Below are 25437 nucleotides of genomic sequence, written 5' to 3'. Positions count from 1 at the left end.
GCTTCAAAGTCCCAGCATGGTCTTGGCGATGATATTCTTCTGGACCTCATTGGACCCGCCGAAGATCGACACCTTGCGCATCGTGAAATAGAAAGGCGCGGCCGCATTGATCCAGCCGCCCTCGGAATCGTTCGCGCCATGGCCGTGCGCGGGCATGGCCAGCCCCCCTGGCCCGGCCAGTTCCGTGACCAGTTCGGTCATGCGCTGCTGCATCTCGGTGCCCTTGACCTTCAGGATCGACGCCGCCGCATTGGCTCCGCCGCCATGCGCATCCGCCGCGACGACGCGCAACTGCGTCAGTTCAAGCGCGCGCAGTTCGACCTCCACCTCGGCAAGTTTATGGGCAAGGCGCTGCTGCTCCTCCTGCGTCAGCGTGCCGTCCTCCGCCAGCCGCCGTTCCAGCGAGCGAAGCTGCGACAGGCGTTCCTTGGAAAGCCCGATGCGGGCAATACCGCTGCGTTCGCTGCCTAGCAGATGCTTGGCGACGTCCCAGCCCTTGCCTTCTTCTCCGACGATATTTTCCTCCGGCACGCGCACATCGTCGAAAAAGACTTCGTTCGCGTCATGCTCGCCGTCGATCGTCTCGATAGGACGGACGGTAATGCCCGGCGTCTGCATGTCGAGCAGCAGGAAGGTGATGCCCTGCTGCTTCTTGCCGCTGCTGTCGGTGCGGAACAGGCCGAACATCCAGTCGGCATGTTGCGCCTGGGTGGTCCAAATCTTCTGCCCGTTCAGCACATAATGGTCGCCGTCCCGGACCGCCATGGTCTTGAGACTGGCAAGGTCCGACCCCGCGCCCGGCTCCGAAAAGCCCTGGCACCACCAGATGTCGATATTGGCCGTGGCGGCGAGGAATTTTTCCTTCTGCGCATCGGTCCCGAACTTGCAGAGCACCGGCCCGATCATATTGACGTTGAAGGGCGATCCTTCGGGCGCATGGGCCAGCGCCATTTCCTCCTGGAAGATATAGCGCTGCGCCGGCGTCCATGCCCGCCCGCCATATTGCACCGGCCAGTGCGTGACCGCCCAGCCGCGCGCGTTCAGGATGCGCTGCCACCGCACCGTGTCATCCTTGCCCAGATGGTCGCGATTGATCATCTTCTGCCGCAAGTCGTCGGGCAGAGCGTCCTTCAGGAACGCGCGGACTTCATCGCGAAAGGCCAGTTCCTCAGGCGTAAAGTCGAGTTTCATCGCTCATTCCCTCGTCGCAATCGCCTGTTCCACCAGCAGCGATCGGCCCTTCCAGTCAACGCCGCGGCGCCACCCTTCACATGGCCGATATCATGCCGTAAGGTCGAGCATGACCCGGCGCACGGTCCCGCACACCGGCAAGTGGACGCATGATTTCGCGAAGATGATCAGCAGATCGGCCGGATTGATCGGCGCATCATGCGCACCAGCACATAAGGACGAGACGGCGCGACGCCCGCCGCACCTGCCGAGCGACTTGGCGGCTCTACCCGGGACCGCCGGGCAGGAGCACCAAGACGTCATAAGGCACAAGCCCCTCCGTCAGCCTGTTCAGGCGAAATAGCGTCGATAGCTGGTAATCTTGACCGGCTGAGGCAGCGGCACGACTTCGGCCGAATTGCCCCTGGACTCATTTTCGCTGTCATAAAGTTCCGCGATGGCGTTCTTTCGGCTGGTCAGCAGATCCAATATTTCCTGCCCGCGTTTCTCGATTATGCCGGGCTTGGCGAGAACGCTGATCGAGAGCCGATCCATATGACGGCCCAACGGCAACAAAATGGCGACGCAGCCAACGCCATTGCGATCCTGCTCGATAATCCATTCCCGATCCCGCAATATCGAAAATTCGGAGAGGACTTCGGCGACCCGCACTTGAAGATCGGTATTGGCCTCTTCAGCATTCAGCCGGTGAACCGCAGACCTCACATGCTCATTCCGGTAGCTGGAGAGCAGCAACCGGCCCTGCGCGCTATGGAGGAGCGGAAGTTCGTCGCCCCCATGCGCGTCGATCGCGCCTTCGTTTCGGCCATGAATCACATGAAGATGTTGGAGAACATAATTGGAGCTGGTCGAAAGCGCCACGGTTTCGCCCGTAATCTTCGCCACCTCATCGATCGCGGACAATAGCGGCCCACCCCTGAAGAGAGAGGGTTTGACCCAGGCGCCAAGCAAGGCGACCCGCGTGGTCGGGCTGTAAGTGCGGCGAACGCGGTTATAGTGGAGATAGCCGAGCCGCGTCAGGCATCGCAGCAATTCCGACGTGCTCGATTGCGGGTAATTGAGCGTCCGCGACATATCCATGACGGTCGCATGGCGGCGATCCTGATCGAAATATTCCAGAATTTCCAGCACGCGGTGCGCGGACTTGATGGTTCGGGAAGCACTGGCGGCCATGGCGATTCCTCTTCCTCGGTCAATTTTATGGAGTCGTATCCGTTGCATGGTGATTAGCCCATCACGCATATGTTGTCCAACGGTTTTTCGAATTGCATTCGAATTTTCGAACGATTATGAAATGCGAACAATATTGCGGGGCGAATATGACGAGCGGCAAATCAGTGAAGTTGCAGACCAAGGGGCCAAAGGCGATCACGCGCGTGCTCGATCTTCTGAAGCTGCTTGCGGGCAAACAGGATGGGATGAGTCTGGCCGAGATAAGCCCCGCCATGTCCGTGCCCAAAAGCACCCTGATCGACACGTTGCACGGCCTGTGTGACCTTCAGTACCTCGTCCAGCGGGAGGGGCGCTATCGGCTGGGCCCGATGGCTTATCATTTCGCGAGCAAGATCATCGCCACCTGGTCCGCCCCGGACATGATCCGCGTGCAGGTCAGGAAACTGGCCGATGAAACCGCCGAATCAGTCGGTTTTGCCATTGCCGACTGGGAAATCGGGCAGGCCTTCTACACAGAGGCGGTCAACAGCACACAGCCCGTGCGCTATGCCATGCAGGCCGGGCTACGCGCGCCCCTTTACGCCAGCGCGGCCGGGCGCGTCCTGCTCGCCCATGCCGATCCGGAGAGGGTCGACCATTATCTGGCCCATGCCAAGCTGAAGGCCCTGACCAGCGGGACGCGAACCAGCGTCAGCGCTATTCGCGACCATCTGGAACTGATCAGACAACAGGGCTATTGCGCGAGCTTCGGGGAAATGCTGAGCGACACGGCCGCGCTTTCGGTCCCGATCTGGGGACTGAAGGGCGAGAATATCGGGGCGCTGATGCTCGCCGCGCCGCTGGATCGGATGAAGGTCCATTTCGACCGATTTCTCGATCTGATCGTGAAGGCAGGCCGGGAGGCATCGGCCGATTCCATCTGAACGCGAAAGAGCGCCGACCGATCATTCCAGCCGGCGCCCTCCTTGGGCGCCATGGCGTGCTCAATAGGAAAGGCCCATGAACCGCATACCATTTTCATACATGACCTTGCGGGTATCCGCCTCCGAAAGTCCGCGACAAGCTTCGTCCGCGAAGATGCGCGGCTCCTCAACGCCCTCGGCATGGGGATAGTCTGACCCCATCATGACCCAGTCGGCATTGCCGACCTGATCGACAATGGATTTCAGATCGTCCTCGGGATAGGCGACGACCCCGACATTCTGGGCGAAGATGCGGCTCGGCCGATCCTTGAGTTGGCCGGCGGGCCAATAACCATTCTTGGCGATGCCCCGGCACTTGTCCATCTTCGTCAACATGGACGGCACCCATTCGGCGCCATTTTCGGCCGACAGCAGCTTCACATTGGGGAAACGTTCGAAGAAATTCCAGAAGATGAAGCTGGAGATCGTCTCGATCACCGGCCGCTCGGAATAGCCGTGCATCCAGACGAAGGCGGACTGGCGGATGCGGGACTGCTGCATCCCCTCCCCCCACAGCGCCATATGATCCTTCATGTAGATCGCTTCGGACACATGGAAGACAACGCGAATGCCGGCCTCATTTGCGATCGCCCAGAAAGAATCATGGTCGGGATGCGCGGGCGCCCTGTTGTTATAAGGACCCATCGGCATCAGGATCAGTTTCGCGCCCCTAGCGATCACGTCTTTCAGGGCCTTGCAGGCCTCCTCGACATTGTCGAGCGTCATGATCGGGCAGGAATAGATGCGGTCGTCATAATTATACTTCCACTGATCGTACATCCACCTATTATACGCATTGAGCACTGGATAGGCGTAGCGCGGATCATCTAGAAAACTGATCGCGGTGATCATATTGCCGATGAACAGGATGGAGGAACGCACGTCCCAGGCGTCCAGCTTCTTCACCCGCGCTTCGGGCTCCATCATGTCGGGCGACTTGGGCACATGCAGGTCGATCTCGGCCTTGCCCTCCTTCATTGCGCGCAGCCATTCGTGCAGTTTTCCGGGCGCGGGGACACGGCCGTCCTCGAACAGATGGTCGGCGCTGATCTCGACCTTGCGTGGTCCCACATACATGGCGAAGTCGCCATCGACACCGGTCTTGAAGCTGATCCCGTATTTATCCGCCGCATCTCTGGGAAGATATTTCGTCCAGGCGTCGTCGGTTTCCCAGAAATGCGTATCCGCATCGAAAATGGGGCCAGAGTAAAGTGGTTTATCCCCCGCGATATTCTGTTGCGTCGACATTAAGACTTCCTTCCGTCCAGATGTTTATTTGTCGCAACGGAAGCATGGGAGTAGCGACATCCTCAACCTCGCCCCGCTTGACCTAGATATAATCAGGAAACGGGAGGGCTTGCACCGTCCCCAAGGGCCCCATCGCTTATGTGATGGGCCGGGCCGCGCGCCATCAGATGACCGATGAATCCGGCTGGCGCGACCAGGACGCCGATCCCCGATTGACGCCGCCACGCCTGACCCCATAGGCCGGGTCGGGAACAGGAGATAGCGAACATGGCCAAGCTGGACGAAAAGCAGGAATCGGGTGTGGCGTTCATCACCAGCGTAATGGGCGAAAAGTTCGGCGAAGCCTTTCGCGACGCGGCTGCCGCCGACCGTTTCGGATCGGACATCACCCGCATGGCGGCCAGCTGGGCCTTCCATGACGCCTGGCGGCATCAGGGCATCGAACGCAAGGAAAAGAGCATCGCGATCATTTCCGCGCTCATCGCCATGCGCCAGTCGCTCGAACTCAAGAACCACGTCAAGATCGGCATTGCCAACGGCCTGACCGCATCCGAACTGGAGGGCCTGCTGATCCAGCTCACCCCCTATGTCGGTTTCCCCTGCATCGCATCGGCAACAACGGCCGTCATTGAAGCCATGCGCGAAGCGGGCATTTCCCCCGACGGCATACAGACCTCCGAAGAGCGAGGCTTGCTCTGACAGGCGGATGCCCATGACCGATCGTCCTGCCAATCCCCATTTTTCCGATCTGGAAAAGGCCTCGGTCCATACTTTGCCGGGGGTGATCGCTCATGTCGCGGCGCGCTATGGCGAAACGCCCTTCATTATCGGTGAGGACGGGACGGTCATCGGCTTTGCCGCGTTCGAGGACCGTGTCGGCGCGCTGGCCCGCGCCCTGATCGCGCAGGACGTCGGGCATGGCGACCGGGTCGCGATCTGGGCGCCCAACAGCCCTGAATGGATCATCGCCGCCTCCGCCATCGAGACGATCGGCGCGATCATGGTGCCCGTCAACACCCGTTTCAAGGGCGGCGAGGCGGCCTATGTGCTGGGCAAAACCCGCGCGCGCATCCTGTTCACCGTCGGCCGGTTCCTGGGCAACGACTATGCCGCGATGCTCCGCGATGCCGCTGGCGGGGCCGGCAACGGCACGCCCGTTCGCGACCTGCCAGACCTCAAGGCCATCGTCCGCCTCGACCAAACCGATCTGGCCGCCTTCCATCAAAATCAGGCGGATGCGAACACGCTGGCCGCCCGCATCGCTGCCGTCACGCCCGACTGCATCGCCGACATCCTCTTCACGAGCGGCACCACCGGCCAGCCCAAGGGAGCGATGCACAGTCATGGCCAGGCGCTGTGGATGCCCGCGATCTGGAACGAGGCGAACGACCTGCGCGCCGGCGACCGCATGGCGATCGTCAATCCCTTCTTCCACAGCTTCGGCTATCGTTCAGGCTGGGTATCAGCGCTGGTCGCGGGCATCACCGCCTATCCGCTGGCGAGTTTCGATGCGCAGGCTCTGCTTTCGCTCATAGAAAGTGAGAAGATCACGGTTCTCATGGGGCCGCCGACCATCTTCTTCTCGCTGATGGAGCATCCGCGCTTCGCCGAATTCGACCTGTCCTCGCTCCGCGTCGGCCATACCGGCGCATCCAACGTGCCGGTCGATCTGATCCGCGCGGGCCGCGAGATTTTCGGCTTCGACCTGTTCCTCACCAGTTTTGGCCAGACCGAATGCACGGCGCTGGCGACGGTCAACTATTCCGACGCCGATTTCGAGACCATCGCCCGAACGGTGGGCAGGCCGCTGCCCGGCGTCGAACTCAGGATCGTCGACGCGGACGGCCGGGACATGCCGCAGGGCGAGAGCGGCGAGCTGCTGATCCGCGGTCCCAACGTCATGCAGGGCTATTTCGAGGAACCGGAACAGACCGCCGCGACCATCGACGCCGATGGCTGGCTGCACAGCGGCGATGTCGGCTGCATTGGAGATGACGGCAATCTGCGCATCCTGGACCGGCTGAAGGACGTGGTCATCGTCGGCGGCTTCAACGCCTATCCGGCCGAGATCGAAAATATCCTGCGCCGACATCCCGCCATTGCCGATGTGTGCGTCATCGCCTGGCCGGACGAGCGCATGGGGGAGGTTTGCGCGGCCTGCGTCATCGCCAGGTCCGGCGAAACGCTGACGCTGCCCGCGCTCACCGCCTGGAGCCGCGAGCGGATGGCCAATTACAAGGTGCCGCGCCACCTCTTCCTGGTCGAGGATTTCCCGCGAACGCCGCTGGGCAAGATCCAGAAATTCCTGCTGCGCGACCAGGTGAAGACCATGACGAAAGGCTAACGAGAAACGCGCATGGACGAGGATGAGATATGGAACTGAAAGGCGATTTCTACCAGATCGGCATCGTTGTCCGCGACATTGAGGAAGGTATGGCGCGCTATCGCCAGCTTCTGGGGTTGGGGCCGTTTTGGCGGCTCGATACCGATTATGAGGGCCGCTATCGCGACTGGCGCGGCCGCTTCGCCAATCGCAACGCTTTCACCAGATGGGGCGACGTCTATCTGGAGATGATCCAGCCGGTGGTCGGCGAAGGCAATGCCAAGGAATGGCTGGAAACGCGCGGCGAGGGCATTTTCCACATGGGCTACGCCGTCGACGATATGAGCCAGCGCCCAGGCGGCGTCGACTGCGTATTCGAAAGCTGGGGCGCGACCCTGTCCAATGGCGATGCGGCGGTCATTCACCTCGATACCGTGCCGCAGCTGGGTTATTTTGTCGAATTATCCGACCGCAGTCTCGTCAACAAGCTGAACGCCGGCATCGACAAATTTATGAAGGATGCCGCGGCATGAGCGCACGTTTCATCGGCAAGGTCGCCATCGTCACTGGCGCCGCCGCCGGGATCGGCAAGGCCTGCATGTATCGTCTGGCGAGCGAGGGCGCAACGGTGGTCGGCGTCGATCACGACGAGGCCAAGCTTACCAGCGCCATCGCAGCGGGTTCGGGCGAAATGGCGCCGATGACCTGCGATGTGGCGGACGCCGCCGCCATCGAACGGATGGTCGCCGAGGTGATCACCCGTTACGGTGCGATCCATGTGCTGGTCAACAATGCCGGCATCGGTAATCCCAGCCGGTTGAAGCTGCACGAGCAGCCCGTCGAGGACTGGGACAGGGTGATGGCGGTAAATGTGCGCGGCATGTTCCTGATGCAGCGCGCCATCATTCCCCATATGCTGCGAGAGGGCGGCGGTTCCATCGTCAACATGGCGTCGATCGGCAGCTATCGCGCGACGGCGCTTTCCAGCCCCTATATCACATCCAAGGGCGCGGCGCTGATGATGACCCGCGCGGCCGCCGTCGATTATGCGACCGACAATATTCGGGTGAACGCCGTCTGCCCCGGCACCACCAACACGGACATTCTGACGGGCAGTTCGCAGGAGGTGATCGACATGCTGGTGGCCCGCTCCCCCCAGCGCGCGCTGGTCGAGCCGGAGGAAGTCGCCGCGCTCGTCGCCTTCCTCGCCTCGGACGAGGCGCCGCACATCACCGGCGGCAGCTATCTGATCGACGCGGGCCGCTCGGCATCCTGACGCTCAGGGCAGCAAGCCGCGTAGATCATGGTCCAGCGCCGCCTGAGAGAAGCGGGCGGCATAGGCCGTATTGACCGATTCCGTCTGGAACCGCACCTCATTGGTGAGGAAGATGAACAACCCCCAGGCGATGGAACGGCGATAGTCGAGCCAGGCGCCCTCGAAGTCGATCGAGGGTCCGCCTTGCCGCGCCAGAGCATCGAGATAGACACGCAGTAAATCCTTCTCCCACGCGGCGCGATCCGCCAGATCGGCGGCGCAGGCGATATGATAGGACACTTCATGGTGCCAGGCGGTGCGCGCCACCTGCGCATCGAAATAGCCGGGCGTGCCGTCCTCCATTATATAGAGATTGCCTAGATGCGTATCGCCATGAACCAGACATCGCGGCTGGCGGTGCTGGATCTCGCCAATCGTCACCAGCGCCCGTTCCATCCATGCGCCATCGTGGAAGCGCACCGAGACAGCCGCACCGCGCGGCGATGCCATATAATGGTCCCAGACTTCCGGCACCAGATAACGGCGCATATAGTCCAGGCCCCAGCCGTCGAACCGGCTCCCTATATCGGCCCAGCGCCCGCCCGCCTCGAAATGTGGAGATTGCCAGGTGGCGACATGATAGGCCGCCATGGTTTCCATCCGCCGGGCGATCTGGTCGAAGCGCTGCGGCCGCAGCGCGTCGCAAAATTCGACGCCGGGCCTGCGCAGATCCTCCATGATCACGATGGACTGGTGCGAAGCCGGATCCGACCCGGCAAAATGGCAGAGCGGCGAGGGCATCGGAATCAGCGGCTGGATGTCCGCATAGAAGCGCGCCTCATTGGCATACATGGCCGTCATTTTCGGACTATGCTCCTCAAAGCCGCCCTTGACGATGAAAGTCTCGCCCAGACGGTTCGCTCCCTCTCCTGTCGCGCTGACGCGCATCCGGATCTTGGTCGACGTGCCGGGCATGATGTCGACGATCTGTGCGTCGGTAATGGTAACCAGAGGCAGGGTCTGGTGGATCGCCCGCGTCAACCAATCAGCGTCGACCGCCCGCGGCGTCAAGGGCAGAGGTAAGGCGTCGGCAAACACCATATCGATCATGAGGATCCTCTCCGCCTTCTCCGTCAGCCGTCAAAGGATGGATGGCGCGGGAAGATATTTTCCGCATCTGACAACGAAATAGGGGGGACGCAAGATCTACGCCCTCCCCCCTGTTCTTGATTATGATGGATCAAAACTTGTAGGACAGTTCCACGCCATAGGTGCGCGGTTCGCCATAGACGCTGTTCTGGAAACCCAGACCTTCGGCGATCAGGCCAAGAACGCCGATGCGGTAGGTTTCGTTGAGCGCATTGTTGACGAAGGCCGCAACCGACGCCCCTGATCCGCCGACATTGTTCAGTTCGGCCCGCAAATTGACCAGAGAATAGGCTGGTTGCAGTCCCTCCAGCTCGAAGTCGTCGAGATAGATTTTGCTGCGCCAGGTGTAGTTCAGCACGAAGTTGAGTTCGCCTACCTGCTCGCTGATCGGTGGCGAAATGGTCGCCGTCGCGCCCAATTGATGCTTGGGAACGCCGCGCTGTTCGATTTCCGGCAATCCGATGGTCGACGTCGCCGCGCCTTCCAGTATCTTGACCTTGGTATAGGAATAGAAGCCGGTCAGCGAGAAATGATCGGTATTGAAGGTCGCCTCGAACTCGCCGCCGGTGTTGCGCTGCTTTGCCGTATTGTCGACGATGGTGAAGACATTGCCGCCGATGAAGGTCGCACGCTGCTTCTGCACGTCGCTACCGTCCTGGCGGAACAGCGCGGTGCTGGTGGTCAGACGGCCCGCCCCGATTCGGTGATTGGTCTTGAGGCCGATTTCATATTCGTCCACGAACTCAGGAGCGAACGGCGCCAGCGTGACATAGCTGGTTGCGCGAGTGGAGAAGCCGCCAGCCCGAAACCCATGGCGATAGGACGCATAGGTCGTCACTTCCGGCGAAGGCTCATACTGGATCGTGGCGTCGTAGGTCCACTCCTTGAAAGTCGCGCTGTTGGTGAATGCGCACGGACCCGTCTGCCTTCCGTCGGTTTCGAAGCCGTCCGGCAGGGTCGTATCGAATGAGCAGCTTCCGAATGTTCCGTCCGCATTGGGATAGTTGGGCTGCGCCGGCGAAACAGTGATCTTGCGCTTGTCATAATTGTAGCGCAGGCCGCCCGACAGGCTCAACTGGTCAGTGACCTTGAAGGTTCCGGCCAGGAACGCAGCCGCCGTCCGCGAATAGCCTTCTCCTGGGTTAGTCGTCACGAAGAGCGACGCATTGGTTGTGCGGGGATTGAGGCCGGCACCCACGATGTTCAGTTCAGGCAGCGTGTTCGCGGTCGAACCATCCAGACCCTTTTCCTCGAAATAATAACCGCCGACGATCAGGTCCAGACGATTGTCGAAGGCCTTGGCCTGTAATTGCAATTCTTCGCTGATGTTGCGCGAGTTTGAGAACTGGTAAGGCGTGATCAGGAATGCCGGGATGCCGTCATAGTCTTGCACCATGTCGCGGCGCTGCTTGCGATAGCCGAAGATGTTCTTCAACGTCAGCTCATCGCTCAGTTCCCAGGTGGTCTTGTTGGTAATACCCCAGTTCTTGATATTCTCGAACGGGCCGCCAAAAGCATCCAGATTGCCCCCCTCGCCCGCGCCAGTGTCGAGCGTGAAGCGGCGCGAGCGGAAAAGACGCTGCGCCTCGGCGAACTGGGCCGGGATATTGGTGTCGATCAGCCCTGCAGCGCGCAGAGTTTCATAATTGGACAGCGCCGAAGGGTAATGGACGGCAGTCAGGAAAGACGCGGTGCCATGCTCCTTGGAACGATACCAGTCATAGATGGTCAGCGACTCAAGGCCGTCAATCGGCTCCACCAGCAGGGAAATGCGGAAAGCGTCATAATTCTGATTGTCATAGTCCAGTCCCGACGTCACTTCATGCGCCCAGCCATCGCGTTCCCGCGTCTTGCCCGACAGGCGCAGCGCAACCCGATCACCGATGGGAATATTCACCATGCCATAGAGGTCGTGCATGTCGTAATTGCCATATTGGCCGCGCACTTCGCCGGCGAACTCTCCCAGCTTGGGGTGGGCCGGCTCGACCAGCACGGCACCGCCGGTCATGTTGCGGCCGAACAGCGTGCCCTGGACGCCCTTGAGAACCTGAACAGACTGGAGGTCGAACAGGCTGTTGCCGAAACCATAGGGACGGGGCTGAACGACTTCGGCAAAATAGGTGCCGACCGGCGGATCGGTGAAAAGCTGGGTTTCCTGCGTCCGCTGGCCGCGCAGCGAGAAGGCAACGGTGTTGCGCTGGCTCTGCGCGCTGGTGATCGACAGCGACGGCGTGCGATATTGCAGGCCCTGGACGTCCGTCACGCCCGACTTGGCAAGCTGGTCGCCGGAGATGGCGGAAACGGAGATCGGCACGTCCTGAAGCGCTTCGTCGCGACGACGGGCGGTGACGACAATGTCGCCGCTCGAAACACTGTCACCCTGCGGCTGCGCATCGGTCTGCGCAAGGGCCGGAGCGGACAGGAAAGCGGCAGCACATGTCGTGCAAAGAAATTGGCGATAGGTCATACATCCCCTCTAGGACTGAGAGATGCCGGCCGTTTTAGGTTCTGTTCGCGTGGCCAGCGGGTGATTGCTCAGCTAGCGTTATTTCCTGTCATTCCAAGACGTAACCAGTGGACCTCCCATTTCATCAGATAGGCGATCTTACCCAAAGGTAATGCAGAGCATCACGATCTTCGATCGACAATGGAGTTTGCGCAATGCGCCGACCGCAGGCATCCTCTGCCTTCGGATAATCGGCCGCCGGTCTGCACCCAATTTGCGATGCTCGAATCTTGGCAGAGATCACAGCCATGAAAAGCCCATCCGGTTCAATCGCCATCAATGTCGCGTTGAGGCCGGTTTGTAACAGATGGGCGCCGATCGATCGGTACTTCCACCTCGACGGCGAACTAGTCGGCATTGGCGATCGGTTGCGCGTCGGTCCTGCTCCTATGATCAGGCGAACCGGCCCAGCCTGAACCGGCGCGAATAGCCTTCGAACGCTGCCTCGATCATCTCGCGCGACAGGCCGAACGGCTCCATCGCATAGTCGTAGCGGCCATAGCGGTTGGAGGCATTGGCCGGATCGGTCAGCCAGGCCTGCATCCGCCCTTCGAACGCCGCCGTATAACTGAGATCCCAATGGCCATAGGCGCGGCGAACCACATCGATGGGATCGTGCGTCAGGTCATGGAAATCGACATGGAAGATGCGCGGGTCGTCCACCAACGGATTGGCCATCGCCTCCTCCACCGACGCGGCGATGCTCTGCATGAAGACAGGGCCGAGCGCCTCGAAATCCATCTGAAAATTGGTGATCCCGCCATAGAGGACGGCGGTGATCGCCAGCGTCGAAGGATGAACCTGCACCGGATCGCGATGGGGCCAGATGCACAGCGCGTCGGGATAGGCTTCGAACAAAGCGTCCAGCGCGAACTGGTGATAAATGCCCTTCACCACCCAATGATCCACCGGCTGGTTCCATTGCAGATGTTGCAGGAATTCGCGGTGGAACCGATAGGCGTCAGCCATATTGTTGGCGTCCAGCAACATGGCCAGCGCGGGTATTTTATGGAGCAGCGTCGGATAGGCATTGTGGAAATCGAGCGTGAAGATTTCCTCGCACTCGATCGGACAATGGCCGCGCTTGTCCCAATAGGGATGCAGGGTGAGCAGGCCAGGCGCCAGCGCAAGCATCTCATCCAATCCCCGTGCCGCCATCTCGATACGCTGGGCGGTCACGGGCACCTCGCCCGGCGGGGGACTGGGTTCATGCGTATGCCACCAGAGCGGCGCGCGAGCGCCAGCATCCTCGGCCAGCAGCGAATGGATGAGCGTGGTGCCGGTGCGCGCGAAACCGATGACAAAGATCGGCCGATCGATTCGTTCCTGCGCGATCGCCGGGATGCGCTGGCGATCTGCGCTCAGGCGAAGGCGCGATGCCAGCAGCTTGCGCAATTGCCGCTCGACATCGGCCTTCTGGTCGGGACGGAGCGGCGGCTGGCTGTTCAGCCAGCCGACGAAGCGTTCGACCCGTCGCAAGAGGCCCGGGTCGACGGGCGCGAAATTGCCGGAGACGATCCGCGCCGACCGCACCAGCGCAGTCGCGTCGATCGCGTCCGACATGTCCCATCCGGCCGCGACCGGACCCGATCTGCTGCGCATCGCCTTTCTCCCGAATCTACAATATTTTTATAATCTTAGTTTTGTTTATTACAGACGAGAAGTCAACGTTAAGCCCTATTTTTGCCGATATCTGTGCGAAAATGGACAGGAAAATTAAGAACGATCGTTCTCTTTCATTTATTGTCGGCGATCATTGTCTCCGCGATGCTCAACGCATCGAGCATGACGCGATATTGCGCATCGGAAAGCTGCATCGGCCAGACGATGTGCGGCGCCCCGCGGTCCGCTTCCACCAGGCGGGCGAGCACGGCATGGCCGGCGTCGGTCATCTGGATGAACAGGCCCCGCTTGTCGTCGGGATTGGGCACGCGGCTGATGAAGCCCAGCTTTTCCAGCCGGTCCACCCGCTTGCCAATCCCCGCCAGCGACATCAGGAAATAATGTTTGAGCGCGGTCGGCGCGATGCGATGCGGCGGACCCACGCGATACAGCGCGTCGAGCAGCAGCACATCGCCCGAAGTGAGCCCCTCCCTCGCCGCGGAAAGCGCAATCTGCCTTTCCATGCTGCGCGCAAGCCGCAACAGCCGGGTGGTCACCGAATAGGACCGCACCAGCACCGGGTCATAGGCGCTCGCCCATGCGGCCAGCGCGGCGTGCAGCGGATCGGCGCCATCGGCATGGACGACGCTATGCTCGCCACCCTCGGCCGCACTGTCGATGCGAAAGCCTGTCCCGGGTGCCAGCCTACGGTCCGCCGACCAGCGCAGCACATCCGCCTCGATCAGCTGATCGACCCGGCGCGATGCGGAAGATTTGCTGGCATAGCCCCAAAGCCGCGCCAGTCCCGCCATGGAGGGGATCGTCCCATGCGCGGCATAGTGCGCTTCCAGCACCGCGCGGCTTTCATCCAGCCCTTGCGGTCCCGCGCTGCTCCCCTGTTTCGCCATTGCGTCACAAAGGCACAGGTGGAAAAGGACTGCAAGCCCTGCCTTGCCCCGTCGCCCGCGCGATCAGGCGAAAATGGCGTCTCCGAACCGCGCGCCGTGCAGCGTCAGATCGCCGAACAGCTTTTCCAGGCACATCAGGCGGCGGAAATAATGGCCGATCGCATATTCGTCTGTCAGCCCATAGCCACCATGCACCTGAATGCCGTTGCGCGAGACGATCTGCCCTGCCTCGCCGATGACGATGCGCGCGGCCGACAGCGCGGCCGATCGTTCCGCCTCGTCGCGATCGGCGTTGGCGAGCGCGTGATAGAGCATCGACCGGGCCTGATGCGCGGCCACGAACATGTCGGCCAGGATATGCTGGATGGCCTGGAATGATCCGATGGCGCTTCCGAATTGCTTGCGCTCCTGCACATAGGTGCCGCAAACCTTGTTCGCCGCCTCCATAGCGCCGACAGCCTGGGCCATCTGGGCGATAGAGGCGCGGTCGATCGCTTCGCGCAGTGCCGTCGCGCCGCGGTTGCCGCCGACCAGCAGAGCGTCCGACGGCAGGGCGACGTCGATGAAGCTGATGTCGGCTGCGCGGCTGCCGTCGATCAGCGCATAGGATTCGCTTGTCATGCCCTGCTGATCCGCGTCCACCAGGAACAGGCCGACGCCTTCCTCGCCCTCGATCCGGGCCGACACGATCAGCTTGCCCGCGCTCGGCGCGTCGAGCGCCATGATCTTCGCGCCGTTCAGCACATGGCCGTTACCTGACGGGCGCGCCACCGTGTCAGACACGTCCACCGCCAGCGGATGCGCGCCATTTTCCTGATGCGCCAGCGCCACGCGCAGTGTCCCGCCGGCGATCTCACGCAGCAGCTCAGCCCGGCCGGCCTGCTTGAACAGATGATCGGCCAGCACCACCGTGCTGACATAGGGTTCGGTCGCCAGCGCCTTGCCCAGCGCCACGTTCAGCAGCGCCACATCCTCGATCGTGCCGTCAAGGCCACCCGCTTCCTCCGGCACCGGCAGCGCCAGCCAGCCCAGTTCGGCAAATTGTGTCCAGCGCGCTTCATCGAACCCCAGCGGGCTTTCCCGCTGCTCCCGCCAATATTCGACGCCCGAAGTTTCCGACAGCAACCGTTCGGCACTGTCCAGCAGCATGGTCTGAGTGTCGGATTTCGCGAAATCCATTGGTCGTCCGTCCCCTCAAAGCCCGAAGGCGAGCCTGGCAACTATGTTCTTCTGAATCTGCTTGGTGCCGCCATAGATGGTCGCGGCGCGGCTGATCAGCGCAACCGTGGTGCGGCCGGGCGCATAATCGCCCCACACCTCGGTCGGCGCGGGCGGCGGTGCCGGCGCCACATCGAAATATCGCAGCGCCTTGGCGCCCAACAGGTCGCACTGGAGCATCGTCACGTCCTGCTGCAATTCCGAACCCCGGATCTTCAGCACCGATGCGGCGGCCGCTTCGGGCGCATCGAATTCCTCATGCGCCAGCACCCGAAGCACCGACCATTCCAGCGCCAGAAGATCCGCCTCGATCCGGGCAAAGCGCGCCCGGACAGCTGGATCTTCGGCCAATGGGCGGCCATCGCGTCGCTCGCTCCGCGCAATGTCCTTGGCCCGCGCCAGTTCCCGCTTGCTCCAATAGATGAAGCTCGACGTCGTGCGCTCATGCTCCAACAGGAACTTGGCATAGGTCCAGCCCATGCCCGGCTCGCCGACCAGCTGGTCGGTGGGCACCTCGACATTGTCCAGGAACACTTCGCACAGATGCGCCTCGCCATTGATCTGCGGGATCTGGCGCACGGTGATGCCCGGCGTGTCCATCCTGATGATCAGGAAGGAAATGCCGCGCTGGGGCTTTACCGTCTTGTCGGTGCGGACCAGGAAAAAGCCCCAGTCGGCATGGGCGGCGCCGCTGGTCCATATCTTCTGGCCGTTGACGATATATTTGTCGCCGGCCAGTTCCGCCGAGGTGCGCAGCGAGGCGAGGTCCGAGCCCGAGCCCGGCTCCGAAAATCCCTGCGCCCAGTAAGTGACGCCTTCGCGGATCATCGGCAGGAAGCGATCCTTCAGATAGTCCGAACCATAGGTATAGATGACCGGCCCCAGCATATGCGTGCCGCCCCAGTCGAATTCCGGGGCGTCGGCGGCATAGAGTTCCTCATTGAAGATGAAGAGTTGCATCGGCGACCAGCCGCAACCGCCGAACTCGACCGGCCAGTGCGGGACCGACCGGCCATGCCCGTTCAGGATGCGCATCCATTCCTGCTGGTCGGGCACCGCCGCGTTGTTGGCGACCTTGCGGCGCTGACGCTCTTTCATCTCCGGCGGCAAAACGCGCTGGATGAAGGCGCGGACTTCCTGACGGAAAGTCTCCAGTTCGGGATCGAGACGCAATTCCATCGGATCGGCTCCGGCTCATTCTTCGGACAATTGACTGAACTACGCAGATGACGCGCACCGGGCAGCGGCGCAAGCATCGTCGCGGCGCCATCATCAATGCGATGGGATGGCGGGACGCTTTGACAATGCCGTCGGTCCGCCTAGCCCTGTCGCCATGCCATATGCAGCAGCACAAGCCTCCAGCCTCGTCTGGATCTCCGGCGCGACCGAGGGTCTCGGCCTTGGCCTTGCGCGCAATGTGCCCTATTTCGACGCGCGAATCATAAACCTGTCCCGCCGCCTGCATCCCGACCATGAGAGCCGCTATCTCGACCTCGCCAGCGAACCGAGCTGGGAAGAGGTGGGCGCCCATTTCGCCGGAACCCTGCGCGATTTCCGAGGCGAACGGGCGATCTTCATCCAGAACGCGCATCTGAAGGGCATGACCGGCTTCGCCGGCGAGGTGGCGGTGGCGGATTATGCCCGCGACATCACCGCCAATGTCGCCGCGCCGCTGCGGCTGGGCGACCTGTTCCTGCGCGCGGTCCGGGACAGCGGCTTTGCCGGTGAAGTCGGTCTTGTCATGCTGTCATCGGCCGCCGCCCGCTCGCCCTATGAGGGGCAGTCGGTCTATTGCGCGGGCAAGGCGGCGCTGGAAATGTGGGTCCGGGTCGTGCGCCGCGAAATCGCCCGGCGGCAGCGGCCGAACTTGTGGGTGACGGCAGTGCGTCCGGGCTTCGTCGACACCGGGCTGACGCGCCACATGGCGGCCATGCCCGACGCAGACTATCCCGTCGCATCCCTGCTGCGCGACCAGATGGAAGCGCGCCAGGGGGTCATGGACATCGACACCGCCGCCCGGCAGATCTGGGCGGCGCTGCCGACGGACCAGTCGCTGCTGTTGTTCGGCGAGCAGGTGCAGGTCGACCGCGCCTGACCTCAATAGGCATCGGCCTTGACAAGGTCCGCGCCCTTTTCCGCGATCATGACCGTGGCCGCATTGGTATTGCCCGACACCACATTGGGCATGACTGATGCGTCGATGACGCGCAGCCCCTCCACGCCATTGACCTTGAGCGCGCCCGACACGACCGCATCGGGGCCCGCCCCCATGGCGCAGGTCGCCGCCTGGTGATAGCCGGTCGATCCGCTCGCCCGGGCGAAGGACAATAGCTGCTCGTCGCTCGCGCAGTCCGCGCCCGGTGTCAGCTCATGGTCGAAATAGGGCGACAGGGCGGCGCTGCGCATCACCCGGCGCGCCCATTTCAGCGCGCCCACCTGCGCCCGCTGGTCGGCCTCGTCGGATAGGAAATTGGGCTTGATCGAGGGCGCGGCGCGGAAATCGGCGGAATGGATATGCACCGACCCTCTGGAACGCGGCCGCATCACATAGCCACCAACCGTCATGCCCGGCGCCTTTTCCATCGACATGAGGCCGTTTTTCGCCAGCGCATCGAAGTCCACCGTGGCGGGACTGGCGAAAAATTGCAGGTCCGGCAGGTCCAGCGCGGGATCGGATTTCAGGAAGGCGGTGAGGTTCGATCCGCCCGTCGCCAGCAATCCGTTGCGGCGGAAGGCGAAGCGCACCATCTGCCCGACCAGCCGCACCCCACGTGACAGTTCGTTGAAGCCCGGAGTCCCCGGCTTCATCCGCGCGCGCACCATGGAGGCATAATGGTCCTGGAGATTCTCCCCGACGCGCGGGCTGTCGGCGATGACCTCCAGCCCCAGCGCCCGAAGCCGCTGCGCATCGCCGATGCCCGAAAGCTCCAGCAGTTGCGGCGAATTGATCGCGCCACCCGACAGGATCACCTCCCGCCGCGCCCGAACGGCGAAACGCTGATTACCGCGATAATATTCGACGCCAACGGCCTTCCTGTCCTCGAACAGGATGCGCGCCGCATGGGCGCTGGTGACGACCTGCAAATTGGGACGATTCATCGCCGGATGCAGATAGGCCACGGCCGAGGAGACGCGCAGGCCCTTGAGGCTGTTCATGCGCAACCGCGCCACACCCTCGCGCGTGGTGCCGTTGACGTCCGCGCTCACCGGCGCGCCCGCTTCCTCAAAGCCCTCGATCATTCGGTCGAGCATGGGATGGCGCACGGGCACCTCGCTGACCGCCAGCGGCCCCGCCTCACCTTTTTCGCCGACACGCCCCTGCTGGTTCTCGATCCGTCGGAAATAGCGTTCCGCATCGCTCCAGCCCCAGCCTTCGAGGCCCAGTTGCCGCCAGCCGTCATAATCCTCCGGCAGCCCACGCACCCACAACATGCCGTTGATCGAGGAGGAGCCGCCCAGCACCTTGCCGCGCGGAAAGAAATGCTGCCGCCCCTCCGTCCCCGGATCAGGATCGGTCATATAGTTCCAGTTGACGCGCGCGTCCTTCAACATCTTGGTGAAGCCGGCGGGGACATAGATGTTGAAGTTGCTGAACATCTGCCCGGGGTTGAGCAGATGGCGGCTGGGCCGGTCGTCGACGCCCGCTTCCAACAATATGATCTTGTGCCGCCCGTCCGTGCTCAGCCGATTGGCGAGGACGCAACCGGCGGAGCCTGCACCGACGATGACATAGTCGGCTTCCGTGTCAAACGCATTCCCCGCCGTCCTGACCATGATTATCCTCTTCGACCTTCTGGCGCAGCATTGATGCCTTTAGGCCACGGATCACAATGACTTTGCTGCCGGAAGCCCATCTCATCACCCTTATGATGGCTTCCTCCCACCCCCATCGAAATCCGCCCCTGGCGCGCTATGTCGTCGGCACGCCAATCTTGCGCAGGGGTAGAGGATGGGATCGACGGCGCTTTTCTCGCTGGATGGCCGGATGGCCATGGTGACGGGGGCCTCGCGCGGCCTTGGCCGGGCCATCGCGCTGGGCTTGGCGGAAGCGGGCGCGGACCTGATCGTCGCCGCCCGCGACGCCGCCAGGCTGGAGGAAACCGCGGAGGAAATCCGCGCGCTGGGCCGCAAGGCGCGGGCCATCGCCTTCGACCTTGCCGACCTTAACGCCGTTCAGGCCGCGACCGACCAGCTTTCCGGCGAAGGCATCCCGATCGATATTTTGGTGAACAATGGCGCGATCGGCGGCTGGGGTCCGCTGCATGAATCGACACTTTCCCACTGGCAGAACATGTTCGATGTCAATGTGTCGTCCATGTACCTGCTGTGCCGCGACCTGTCCAAGGGCATGGCGGAGCGGAAATGGGGCCGGATCATCAATTTCGCCTCCTATGTCGCCGATACGGGCCGTCCGAACCTTTCCGCCTATACCGCGAGCAAACATGCGGTGCTGGGCCTCACCCGCTCCATCGCCGCCGACCTCGCCCCCCATGGCGTGACCTGCAACGCCATCGCGCCCGGCTTCTTCGACACCGACATGGCCGCGCCCACCGTCGGCCATCCGCAGCGCGCCAGGATTTTCCGCGACGCGATCGCGCTCAGCCGCTTTGGCGACCCCCGCGAGATGGTGGGGCCGGTGCAGTTCCTTGCGTCGGAAGCCTCCGCCTATATCACCGGCCATATGTTGCCGGTCGACGGCGGCGTCGCCAATATCCTTTCCCTGCCCGTCGTGGTGGAAACCTGAACGCCCAGCCCCTTTTCCCGCCTTTTCGAAGGATAGATCATGACCGACACCCTTCTCAACCTCGCCAATCCCGAAAAGCTGTTCATCGGCGGCGACTGGACCCACTCTTCCGGCTCCGATGGCATAGAGATCATCTCCCCCTCGACCGAGGAGACAGTAGGACGGGTCGCCAGGGCGACGACCGCGGACATGGACCGGGCCGTCGCCGCCGCGCGCCATGCCTTCGACCATGGCCCTTGGCCGCGCATGTCCGGGCCGGAGCGCGCCGTCTATCTGCGCCGCATCGCCGAGGAAATGGTCAAGCGCGCCGACGACTTCGCCCGCGCCTGGTCGCTCCAGGTCGGTATACCCTATAGCCAGTCGTCGCAGACGGCGCCGTATATGGGCGGCTATTACAGTTATTTCGCCGACCTTGCCGACCAGGGTTTCGAGGACGTGCGCCAGCCCATGCTGGGCGGCCACGCCATCGTCATGCGTGAGCCGGTGGGCGTGGTCGCCGCCATCGTGCCGTGGAACGCACCGCTCGCCACCCTGTCGCTGAAGGTCGCCGCGGCGCTCGCCGCAGGCTGCACCATCATCGCCAAACCCTCGCCCGAAACGCCGTTGGAGGCGCTGATCCTGGCCGAATGCATCGCGGCGGCGGGCGTGCCGGAGGGGGTCTTTTCCGTCCTCACCGCCGATCGCGACGTATCCGACTATCTGATCCGCAAGCCGGAAGTCGACAAGGTGAGTTTCACCGGCTCGACCGCAGCGGGCCTCCACATCGCGTCGGTCGTCAGCGGACGCAGCGGACGCATCACCACGGAACTGGGCGGCAAGTCCGCCGCGATCATCCTCGACGACGCCGACGTGAACAAGGTCGTCGCCGGCATCATGCCCAACCTTATCGGCCTGTGCGGTCAGCAATGCGCCGCCTTCAGCCGCATCCTCGTGCCGCAGTCGCTCAAGGGCGCCGTCACCGACGCGCTCGCCGCCGCGATGCAATATGTGGCGGTCGGCGATCCGTTCGCCGAAGCCACGCAAATGGGTCCGCTCGTCACCCGCAACCAGCATGGCCGCGTGTTCGACTATATCGCCAAGGGCACGGCCGAAGGCGCGAAGATCGTCACCGGGGGCAACCGCCCCGCCCATCTCGACAAGGGCTGGTTCGTCGAACCTACCCTGTTCACCGATGCCGACAACAAAATGACCATCGCCCGCGAGGAGATATTCGGCCCCGTCGGCACCATCATCACCTACCAGGACGAGGAAGACGCCATCGCCATCGCCAATGACAGCGACTATGGGCTGTCCGGCGGTGTTTTCACGGAAAGCCCGGACCGCGCCTATGCCATCGGACGCCGCATCCGCACCGGCAATTTTGGTCATAATGGCCGAGTGATCGACTATAGCATCCCCTATGGCGGCTTCAAGAAATCGGGCGTCGGCCGCGAGGGTGGGATCGAGGGGCTGCACGGCTTCACGGAGGTCAAGGCGATCTTCATGGAAGAACTGCCCTCGCACCTCCAAGCCTGAACCGGCCTTGCCCCGCGCCAAGCGGAGCCAACGGAAAAGAAGATGATCATGACCACGACCATCCCGGCCCTGATGCGCGACGCAGCTGCACGCTATCGCGATCACCCGGCGCTCATGTCGCAGCATGACGGCGCCACCAGCTTTCGAGAGCTGGACCGCCAGGCCGATCTGGTCGCGAAGGCGCTGCTCGCCGATGGTGCGCAGCCGGGGGATCGCGCCGCCATCTGGGCGCCAAATATGTGGGAATGGGTCGCCGTCGCCATCGGCATCCAGCGCGCCGCCGGCGTGATGGTCCCGCTCAACACCCGACTCAAGGGCGGCGAGGTGGCCGACATAGTCCGGCGCGGCAGCATCAAGCGACTGTTCACCATCGGCGATTTTCTCGGCCGCTATTATCCGCAGATGTTGCGCGAGGAGAATATGCCCAGCCTGCGCCGCCGTATCGTCCTGCGCGCCACGCCCGATCAGCGGGGACCGGACGAAACGCTCTGGGACGATTTCATCGCGCTGGCGAAGGGCACGAGCGACGCGGCGCTCGCCGCGCGTGAGGCCATGGTCAAGCCCGACACGCTGGCCGACATCATGTTCACCTCCGGCACCACCGGCGCGCCCAAGGGCGCCCTGTTCGACCATCGCCGTTCGCTGGGCGGCGGGCGCGCCTGGGTCAATATCGCCCGCCAGACCGCCAACGATCGCTACTGCGTCTTCGGCCCCTTCTCGCACAATGCCTCCTACAAGGCGGGGTGGGTCGCCGGGCTGATGAGCGGCAGCACGGTCTATTGGCCCGAAGCCTATGACGCCGTGTCGATTCTGGACCTTATCGCCGACAACCGCATCACCGTGATGCCCGCGCCGCCTACGGTGTTCCAGGAAATGCTGGCCCATCCCAACTGGCGCGACTGGGATCTGTCCAGCTATCGCTTCCTCTCGACCGGCGCGACCGTCGTTCCGATCGAACTGATGAAGCGCCTTCAGGCCGAAACCAGCATTGCCGAAATCTCGACCGGCTATGGCATGACCGAATGCTGCGGTTCCGCCACCCACACGCGGCCGGGCGACCCCATGGAACGGATAGCCTATACTGTCGGCACCGCTCTGCCCGGCATCGAGCTGCGCATTGCTGGGCCGGACGGCGCAACGATGCCCGTGGGCGAGCCGGGCGAAGTGCTGATCCGCGACGACAAGCTACTGATCGAATATCTCGACAATCCCGAAGCCACGCGCGCCACGCTCGACGCGGAGGGCTGGCTCCATTCGGGCGATGTCGGCTATCTCGACGCGGACGGCTATCTGAAACTCACCGACCGGCTCAAGGACATGTATATCGTCGGCGGCTTCAACGTTTATCCGGCCGAAATCGAAAAGCAGATGACGGGCCTTCCCGGCATCCACCAGTCTGCCATCGTCGGCATTCCCGACCAGCGACTGGGCGAGGTCGGCCATGCCTTCATCGTGCGGTCGGCCGGATCGACCATCACCGCCGAAGAAGTGATCGCCTGGAGCAAGGCCAACCTAGCCAATTACAAGGCACCGCGCGGCGTCACCTTCCTTGACCAGTTGCCGATGAACTCCACCGGCAAGGTCATCAAATATGCGCTGAAGGATTTGCTGAAGCAGGGCTGACCACCGCGCCGTCCGATCATCACACGGAGATCGGATCGGCCCCGAGACGCTCATGCCGCCTTGGATTCCGGCTTCTCATATCGGCGCAGATAGTCGAACAGCCCGTCGGGCGTCGGCTTGCGGCCCGGATTATACCAGGGCAGGAAATTCTTCAGAAGCTGAGGGAAGAACATCCGCTTCTGGAACTGGCGTAGCGCCTTGATGTCCTCGTCCAGCTTGACCCGTTCCGCCTCGTCCATGACTTCCCGATCTTGCGCGATCATATAGTCGAACATCTTCTCCATATAAGCGTTCAGATGCCGCATCGCGTAAACGCAGCCGTAGATGCGGTAGAAATAGCCGTTCCAGATCTTGCCCCACAGCCCCCGGCTGTAAATGGCGTGGTAGATCTGGAAACAGACCTCGCGATGCTCGAACTCCTCGGCCATGTGCCATTTCCACAGCGCCACCGCATTTTCGTCCGCGCCCTCAATCAGAGCATCCATCTTGCCGAACCAGATGCCCCCCTGCACCGCGCCCAGCGATTCAAAGCCATCGGCATAGGCCAGCATGAATTTCAATGAGCTGTTCTTCAGAAACCCATCGAGATCAGCCGTCAACTGCTGCTCAAACTCCGCGAGGCGCGGATAGCCTTGCGCCGCGATCACCTTGTTGAACATGCGGTGCTGGCGGAAATGCTGGGACTCCTGCCCGATGAAGGCCGCCATGTCCGCCTCTAGTTGCGGCTTGTTCCTGGGCAGCTTGTCCTTGGCGATCTGCAAAACCTTGATCAACCACGGCTCGACCGGGGCGGGGATGATCGACGTCGCATTCTGATATTGGGCAAAGGCGATGTTGGGCGCCCAGTGCGCGCGGATTTTCGTGAAATCGATCCGCGGATAACGCACGACCATCGGCATGATTTATGAGCCTCCATCCCAAGATACGATGTCGTACCATATGGAACCAAGCTTGTCCCACGCACCGCTGTTGCCATCACAACCCTGATGCCTTTCTACCCGGTTTCGCGCGAACAAGCACTCTCGATACCATAGGGGGCACGACCCAAGGAGAGGCCATGACACCCGAACCCTTTCGCATCGATGTTCCCCAGCCCGTGCTGGATCGCATCCAGTCGCGGCTCGCCGACACCCGCATCGGCTATATGCCGGAGGATGACGATCAATGGCGCTACGGCATGGACGCCCGCTATCTGGCCGAGCTGGTCGACCATTGGCGCGTCCGCTACGACTGGCGCGCCGAAGAGGAAAAGCTCAATCGTTGGCCGCAATATCGGGCGGAAATCGACGGCATCCCGATCCATTTCTACCATGTGAAGGGCGATACCGAGCGCCGCCCCATCCCGATCCTCCTCACCCATGGCTGGCCCGGTTCGGTCGTCGAGTTTCAGGAAGTCATGCCGCTTCTGACCGAGGCGGGCTTCTCCTTCGTCATCCCCTCGCTGCCCGGCTATGGCTGGTCCGGTCGCCCCGCCCGTCCGATCGGCCCCGCCCGCGTCGCGGCGCTTTGGCGCAAGCTGATGACTGAGGCGCTCGGCTATCCGCGCTTCTTCGCGCAGGGCGGCGACTGGGGTTCCGCCGTCACCACGCAACTTGGCATCAGCCATGCCGATGTCGTCGCGGCCATCCACCTCAATTTCTTCATGCCGCCGCCCCCCAGCCCCGATGCCGATGCGGAACTGCTCGCCTATTGGAGTGCTGTAGGCAAGCTGATGGAGGCGGAAAGCGGCTATCAGCACCAACAGGCCACCAAGCCCCAGACCATCGGCCTGGCGCTGCACGACAATCCGGTCGGCTGGGCCGCCTGGGTGGTGGAGAAATTCCAGCGCTGGGGCGACACGAAAGGCGACATTGAGAGCCGCTTCACCAAGGATCATCTGATCACCAACCTGATGAGCTATCTCGTCACCGACTCGGTCATCTCCTCCATCTGGATGTATCATGGCCTAGAGGCTGTTATGGACTTGTGAGTCCGAATGGATTCAAAGGCCTGGATGGCACTTCATCGCAAGTCTTATCCG

The 25437-nt window shown here is 62.5% G+C and carries 21 protein-coding genes; 10 read left to right on the top strand and 11 right to left on the bottom strand.

Annotated elements, in window-relative coordinates; genetic code table 11:
• Positions 1–3 precede the first annotated feature (3 nt).
• Together AC58EF_RS14845 and AC58EF_RS14840 are read right to left on the bottom strand one after the other, a co-directional pair.
• A complete protein-coding gene (locus AC58EF_RS14845; protein WP_497277136.1) occupies positions 4–1191 on the bottom strand; it encodes an acyl-CoA dehydrogenase family protein in 1188 nt (395 codons plus the stop codon).
• Positions 1192–1521: 330 nt separating this feature from the next.
• Positions 1522–2364, bottom strand: a complete 843-nt coding sequence (locus AC58EF_RS14840; RefSeq protein ID WP_497277134.1) for a helix-turn-helix domain-containing protein — start codon at positions 2362–2364, stop codon at positions 1522–1524.
• Between the two features lie 164 nt (positions 2365–2528).
• On the opposite strand from AC58EF_RS14840, the gene AC58EF_RS14835 reads away from it, so the two are divergent.
• On the top strand, positions 2529–3287 hold the full coding sequence (locus tag AC58EF_RS14835; protein ID WP_497277133.1) for an IclR family transcriptional regulator: 759 nt from the start codon (positions 2529–2531) through the stop codon (positions 3285–3287).
• Positions 3288–3347: 60 nt separating this feature from the next.
• Here the strand turns inward: AC58EF_RS14835 and AC58EF_RS14830 are convergent, their stop codons facing one another.
• Positions 3348–4574: an amidohydrolase family protein gene (locus AC58EF_RS14830; RefSeq protein WP_497277132.1), complete on the bottom strand. Its 1227-nt coding sequence runs from the start codon at positions 4572–4574 to the stop codon at positions 3348–3350.
• A 267-nt stretch (positions 4575–4841) separates the two neighbouring features.
• Between AC58EF_RS14830 and AC58EF_RS14825 the strand changes: the two genes are divergently transcribed.
• The 4 genes from AC58EF_RS14825 to AC58EF_RS14810 are packed head-to-tail and all read left to right on the top strand — an operon-like array spanning position 4842 to position 8173.
• The gene (locus AC58EF_RS14825) at positions 4842–5273 is read left to right on the top strand and encodes a carboxymuconolactone decarboxylase family protein (protein ID WP_497277131.1); all 432 of its coding nucleotides are present in this window, start codon (positions 4842–4844) and stop codon (positions 5271–5273) included.
• Positions 5274–5286: 13 nt separating this feature from the next.
• Entirely contained in the window at positions 5287–6918 is a 1632-nt protein-coding gene (locus AC58EF_RS14820) for an AMP-binding protein (RefSeq protein WP_497277130.1), read from the top strand.
• Positions 6919–6947: 29 nt separating this feature from the next.
• Positions 6948–7430, top strand: a complete 483-nt coding sequence (locus AC58EF_RS14815) for a VOC family protein (RefSeq protein WP_497277129.1) — start codon at positions 6948–6950, stop codon at positions 7428–7430.
• Entirely contained in the window at positions 7427–8173 is a 747-nt protein-coding gene (locus AC58EF_RS14810; RefSeq protein WP_497277128.1) for an SDR family NAD(P)-dependent oxidoreductase, read from the top strand. The genes AC58EF_RS14815 and AC58EF_RS14810 overlap by 4 nt, the downstream gene beginning before the upstream one ends.
• Positions 8174–8176: 3 nt before the next feature.
• Here AC58EF_RS14810 and AC58EF_RS14805 read toward each other — a convergent pair whose 3' ends face one another.
• The 6 genes from AC58EF_RS14805 to AC58EF_RS14780 all read right to left on the bottom strand — a co-directional run bounded on the left by AC58EF_RS14805 (position 8177) and on the right by AC58EF_RS14780 (position 16714).
• Positions 8177–9262, bottom strand: coding sequence for a phosphotransferase family protein (locus AC58EF_RS14805; RefSeq protein WP_497277127.1), 1086 nt, complete (start codon positions 9260–9262; stop codon positions 8177–8179).
• Between the two features lie 130 nt (positions 9263–9392).
• Positions 9393–11768 carry a TonB-dependent receptor gene (locus tag AC58EF_RS14800; protein ID WP_497277126.1) on the bottom strand — a complete coding sequence of 792 codons (2376 nt, stop codon included), beginning with the start codon at positions 11766–11768 and terminating at the stop codon, positions 9393–9395.
• Positions 11769–12200: 432 nt separating this feature from the next.
• Positions 12201–13409: a sulfotransferase gene (locus tag AC58EF_RS14795; protein WP_497277125.1), complete on the bottom strand. Its 1209-nt coding sequence runs from the start codon at positions 13407–13409 to the stop codon at positions 12201–12203.
• A gap of 134 nt (positions 13410–13543) precedes the next feature.
• Positions 13544–14317 carry a MarR family winged helix-turn-helix transcriptional regulator gene (locus AC58EF_RS14790; protein ID WP_497277124.1) on the bottom strand — a complete coding sequence of 258 codons (774 nt, stop codon included), beginning with the start codon at positions 14315–14317 and terminating at the stop codon, positions 13544–13546.
• A 63-nt stretch (positions 14318–14380) separates the two neighbouring features.
• Positions 14381–15496: an acyl-CoA dehydrogenase family protein gene (locus AC58EF_RS14785; RefSeq protein ID WP_497277122.1), complete on the bottom strand. Its 1116-nt coding sequence runs from the start codon at positions 15494–15496 to the stop codon at positions 14381–14383.
• Positions 15497–15511: 15 nt separating this feature from the next.
• Positions 15512–16714 (bottom strand): acyl-CoA dehydrogenase family protein, encoded by a 1203-nt coding sequence (locus AC58EF_RS14780; protein ID WP_497277121.1) that lies wholly within the window; start codon positions 16712–16714, stop codon positions 15512–15514.
• Between the two features lie 154 nt (positions 16715–16868).
• On the opposite strand from AC58EF_RS14780, the gene AC58EF_RS14775 reads away from it, so the two are divergent.
• Positions 16869–17630 (top strand): SDR family NAD(P)-dependent oxidoreductase, encoded by a 762-nt coding sequence (locus tag AC58EF_RS14775; RefSeq protein WP_497277120.1) that lies wholly within the window; start codon positions 16869–16871, stop codon positions 17628–17630.
• Between the two features lie 2 nt (positions 17631–17632).
• Here AC58EF_RS14775 and AC58EF_RS14770 read toward each other — a convergent pair whose 3' ends face one another.
• The gene (locus tag AC58EF_RS14770) at positions 17633–19309 is read right to left on the bottom strand and encodes a GMC family oxidoreductase (protein WP_497277119.1); all 1677 of its coding nucleotides are present in this window, start codon (positions 19307–19309) and stop codon (positions 17633–17635) included.
• A gap of 175 nt (positions 19310–19484) precedes the next feature.
• Between AC58EF_RS14770 and AC58EF_RS14765 the strand changes: the two genes are divergently transcribed.
• From AC58EF_RS14765 to AC58EF_RS14755, 3 genes are read left to right on the top strand one after another with little or no spacing between them, the layout of a single operon-like run.
• Positions 19485–20279: an SDR family NAD(P)-dependent oxidoreductase gene (locus tag AC58EF_RS14765; protein WP_497277118.1), complete on the top strand. Its 795-nt coding sequence runs from the start codon at positions 19485–19487 to the stop codon at positions 20277–20279.
• Between the two features lie 39 nt (positions 20280–20318).
• Positions 20319–21794 carry an aldehyde dehydrogenase gene (locus AC58EF_RS14760; protein ID WP_497277117.1) on the top strand — a complete coding sequence of 492 codons (1476 nt, stop codon included), beginning with the start codon at positions 20319–20321 and terminating at the stop codon, positions 21792–21794.
• 48 nt (positions 21795–21842) lie between these two features.
• A complete protein-coding gene (locus tag AC58EF_RS14755; RefSeq protein WP_497277116.1) occupies positions 21843–23417 on the top strand; it encodes an AMP-binding protein in 1575 nt (524 codons plus the stop codon).
• A 50-nt stretch (positions 23418–23467) separates the two neighbouring features.
• Here AC58EF_RS14755 and AC58EF_RS14750 read toward each other — a convergent pair whose 3' ends face one another.
• Positions 23468–24316, bottom strand: a complete 849-nt coding sequence (locus AC58EF_RS14750) for a metal-dependent hydrolase (protein ID WP_497277115.1) — start codon at positions 24314–24316, stop codon at positions 23468–23470.
• Between the two features lie 158 nt (positions 24317–24474).
• On the opposite strand from AC58EF_RS14750, the gene AC58EF_RS14745 reads away from it, so the two are divergent.
• Entirely contained in the window at positions 24475–25386 is a 912-nt protein-coding gene (locus tag AC58EF_RS14745) for an epoxide hydrolase family protein (protein WP_497277114.1), read from the top strand.
• The last annotated feature ends 51 nt before the right edge of the window (positions 25387–25437 follow it).

Source organism: Sphingobium sp. WR1 (assembly GCF_059693745.1).
This window is presented reverse-complemented; position numbering and strand designations above follow the sequence as displayed.

What these genes read in the sequence shown, in the direction of transcription:
- AC58EF_RS14845 (WP_497277136.1), bottom strand. Translation starts at nt 1,191, where the DNA reads ATGAAACTCGACTTTACGCCTGAGGAACTGGCCTTTCGCGATGAAGTC.
- AC58EF_RS14840 (WP_497277134.1), bottom strand. Translation starts at nt 2,364, where the DNA reads ATGGCCGCCAGTGCTTCCCGAACCATCAAGTCCGCGCACCGCGTGCTG.
- AC58EF_RS14830 (WP_497277132.1), bottom strand. Translation starts at nt 4,574, where the DNA reads ATGTCGACGCAACAGAATATCGCGGGGGATAAACCACTTTACTCTGGC.
- AC58EF_RS14825 (WP_497277131.1), top strand. Translation starts at nt 4,842, where the DNA reads ATGGCCAAGCTGGACGAAAAGCAGGAATCGGGTGTGGCGTTCATCACC.
- AC58EF_RS14820 (WP_497277130.1), top strand. Translation starts at nt 5,287, where the DNA reads ATGACCGATCGTCCTGCCAATCCCCATTTTTCCGATCTGGAAAAGGCC.
- AC58EF_RS14815 (WP_497277129.1), top strand. Translation starts at nt 6,948, where the DNA reads ATGGAACTGAAAGGCGATTTCTACCAGATCGGCATCGTTGTCCGCGAC.
- AC58EF_RS14810 (WP_497277128.1), top strand. Translation starts at nt 7,427, where the DNA reads ATGAGCGCACGTTTCATCGGCAAGGTCGCCATCGTCACTGGCGCCGCC.
- AC58EF_RS14805 (WP_497277127.1), bottom strand. Translation starts at nt 9,262, where the DNA reads ATGATCGATATGGTGTTTGCCGACGCCTTACCTCTGCCCTTGACGCCG.
- AC58EF_RS14800 (WP_497277126.1), bottom strand. Translation starts at nt 11,768, where the DNA reads ATGACCTATCGCCAATTTCTTTGCACGACATGTGCTGCCGCTTTCCTG.
- AC58EF_RS14795 (WP_497277125.1), bottom strand. Translation starts at nt 13,409, where the DNA reads ATGCGCAGCAGATCGGGTCCGGTCGCGGCCGGATGGGACATGTCGGAC.
- AC58EF_RS14790 (WP_497277124.1), bottom strand. Translation starts at nt 14,317, where the DNA reads ATGGCGAAACAGGGGAGCAGCGCGGGACCGCAAGGGCTGGATGAAAGC.
- AC58EF_RS14785 (WP_497277122.1), bottom strand. Translation starts at nt 15,496, where the DNA reads ATGGATTTCGCGAAATCCGACACTCAGACCATGCTGCTGGACAGTGCC.
- AC58EF_RS14780 (WP_497277121.1), bottom strand. Translation starts at nt 16,714, where the DNA reads ATGGAATTGCGTCTCGATCCCGAACTGGAGACTTTCCGTCAGGAAGTC.
- AC58EF_RS14775 (WP_497277120.1), top strand. Translation starts at nt 16,869, where the DNA reads ATGCCATATGCAGCAGCACAAGCCTCCAGCCTCGTCTGGATCTCCGGC.
- AC58EF_RS14770 (WP_497277119.1), bottom strand. Translation starts at nt 19,309, where the DNA reads ATGGTCAGGACGGCGGGGAATGCGTTTGACACGGAAGCCGACTATGTC.
- AC58EF_RS14765 (WP_497277118.1), top strand. Translation starts at nt 19,485, where the DNA reads ATGGGATCGACGGCGCTTTTCTCGCTGGATGGCCGGATGGCCATGGTG.
- AC58EF_RS14760 (WP_497277117.1), top strand. Translation starts at nt 20,319, where the DNA reads ATGACCGACACCCTTCTCAACCTCGCCAATCCCGAAAAGCTGTTCATC.
- AC58EF_RS14755 (WP_497277116.1), top strand. Translation starts at nt 21,843, where the DNA reads ATGACCACGACCATCCCGGCCCTGATGCGCGACGCAGCTGCACGCTAT.
- AC58EF_RS14750 (WP_497277115.1), bottom strand. Translation starts at nt 24,316, where the DNA reads ATGCCGATGGTCGTGCGTTATCCGCGGATCGATTTCACGAAAATCCGC.
- AC58EF_RS14745 (WP_497277114.1), top strand. Translation starts at nt 24,475, where the DNA reads ATGACACCCGAACCCTTTCGCATCGATGTTCCCCAGCCCGTGCTGGAT.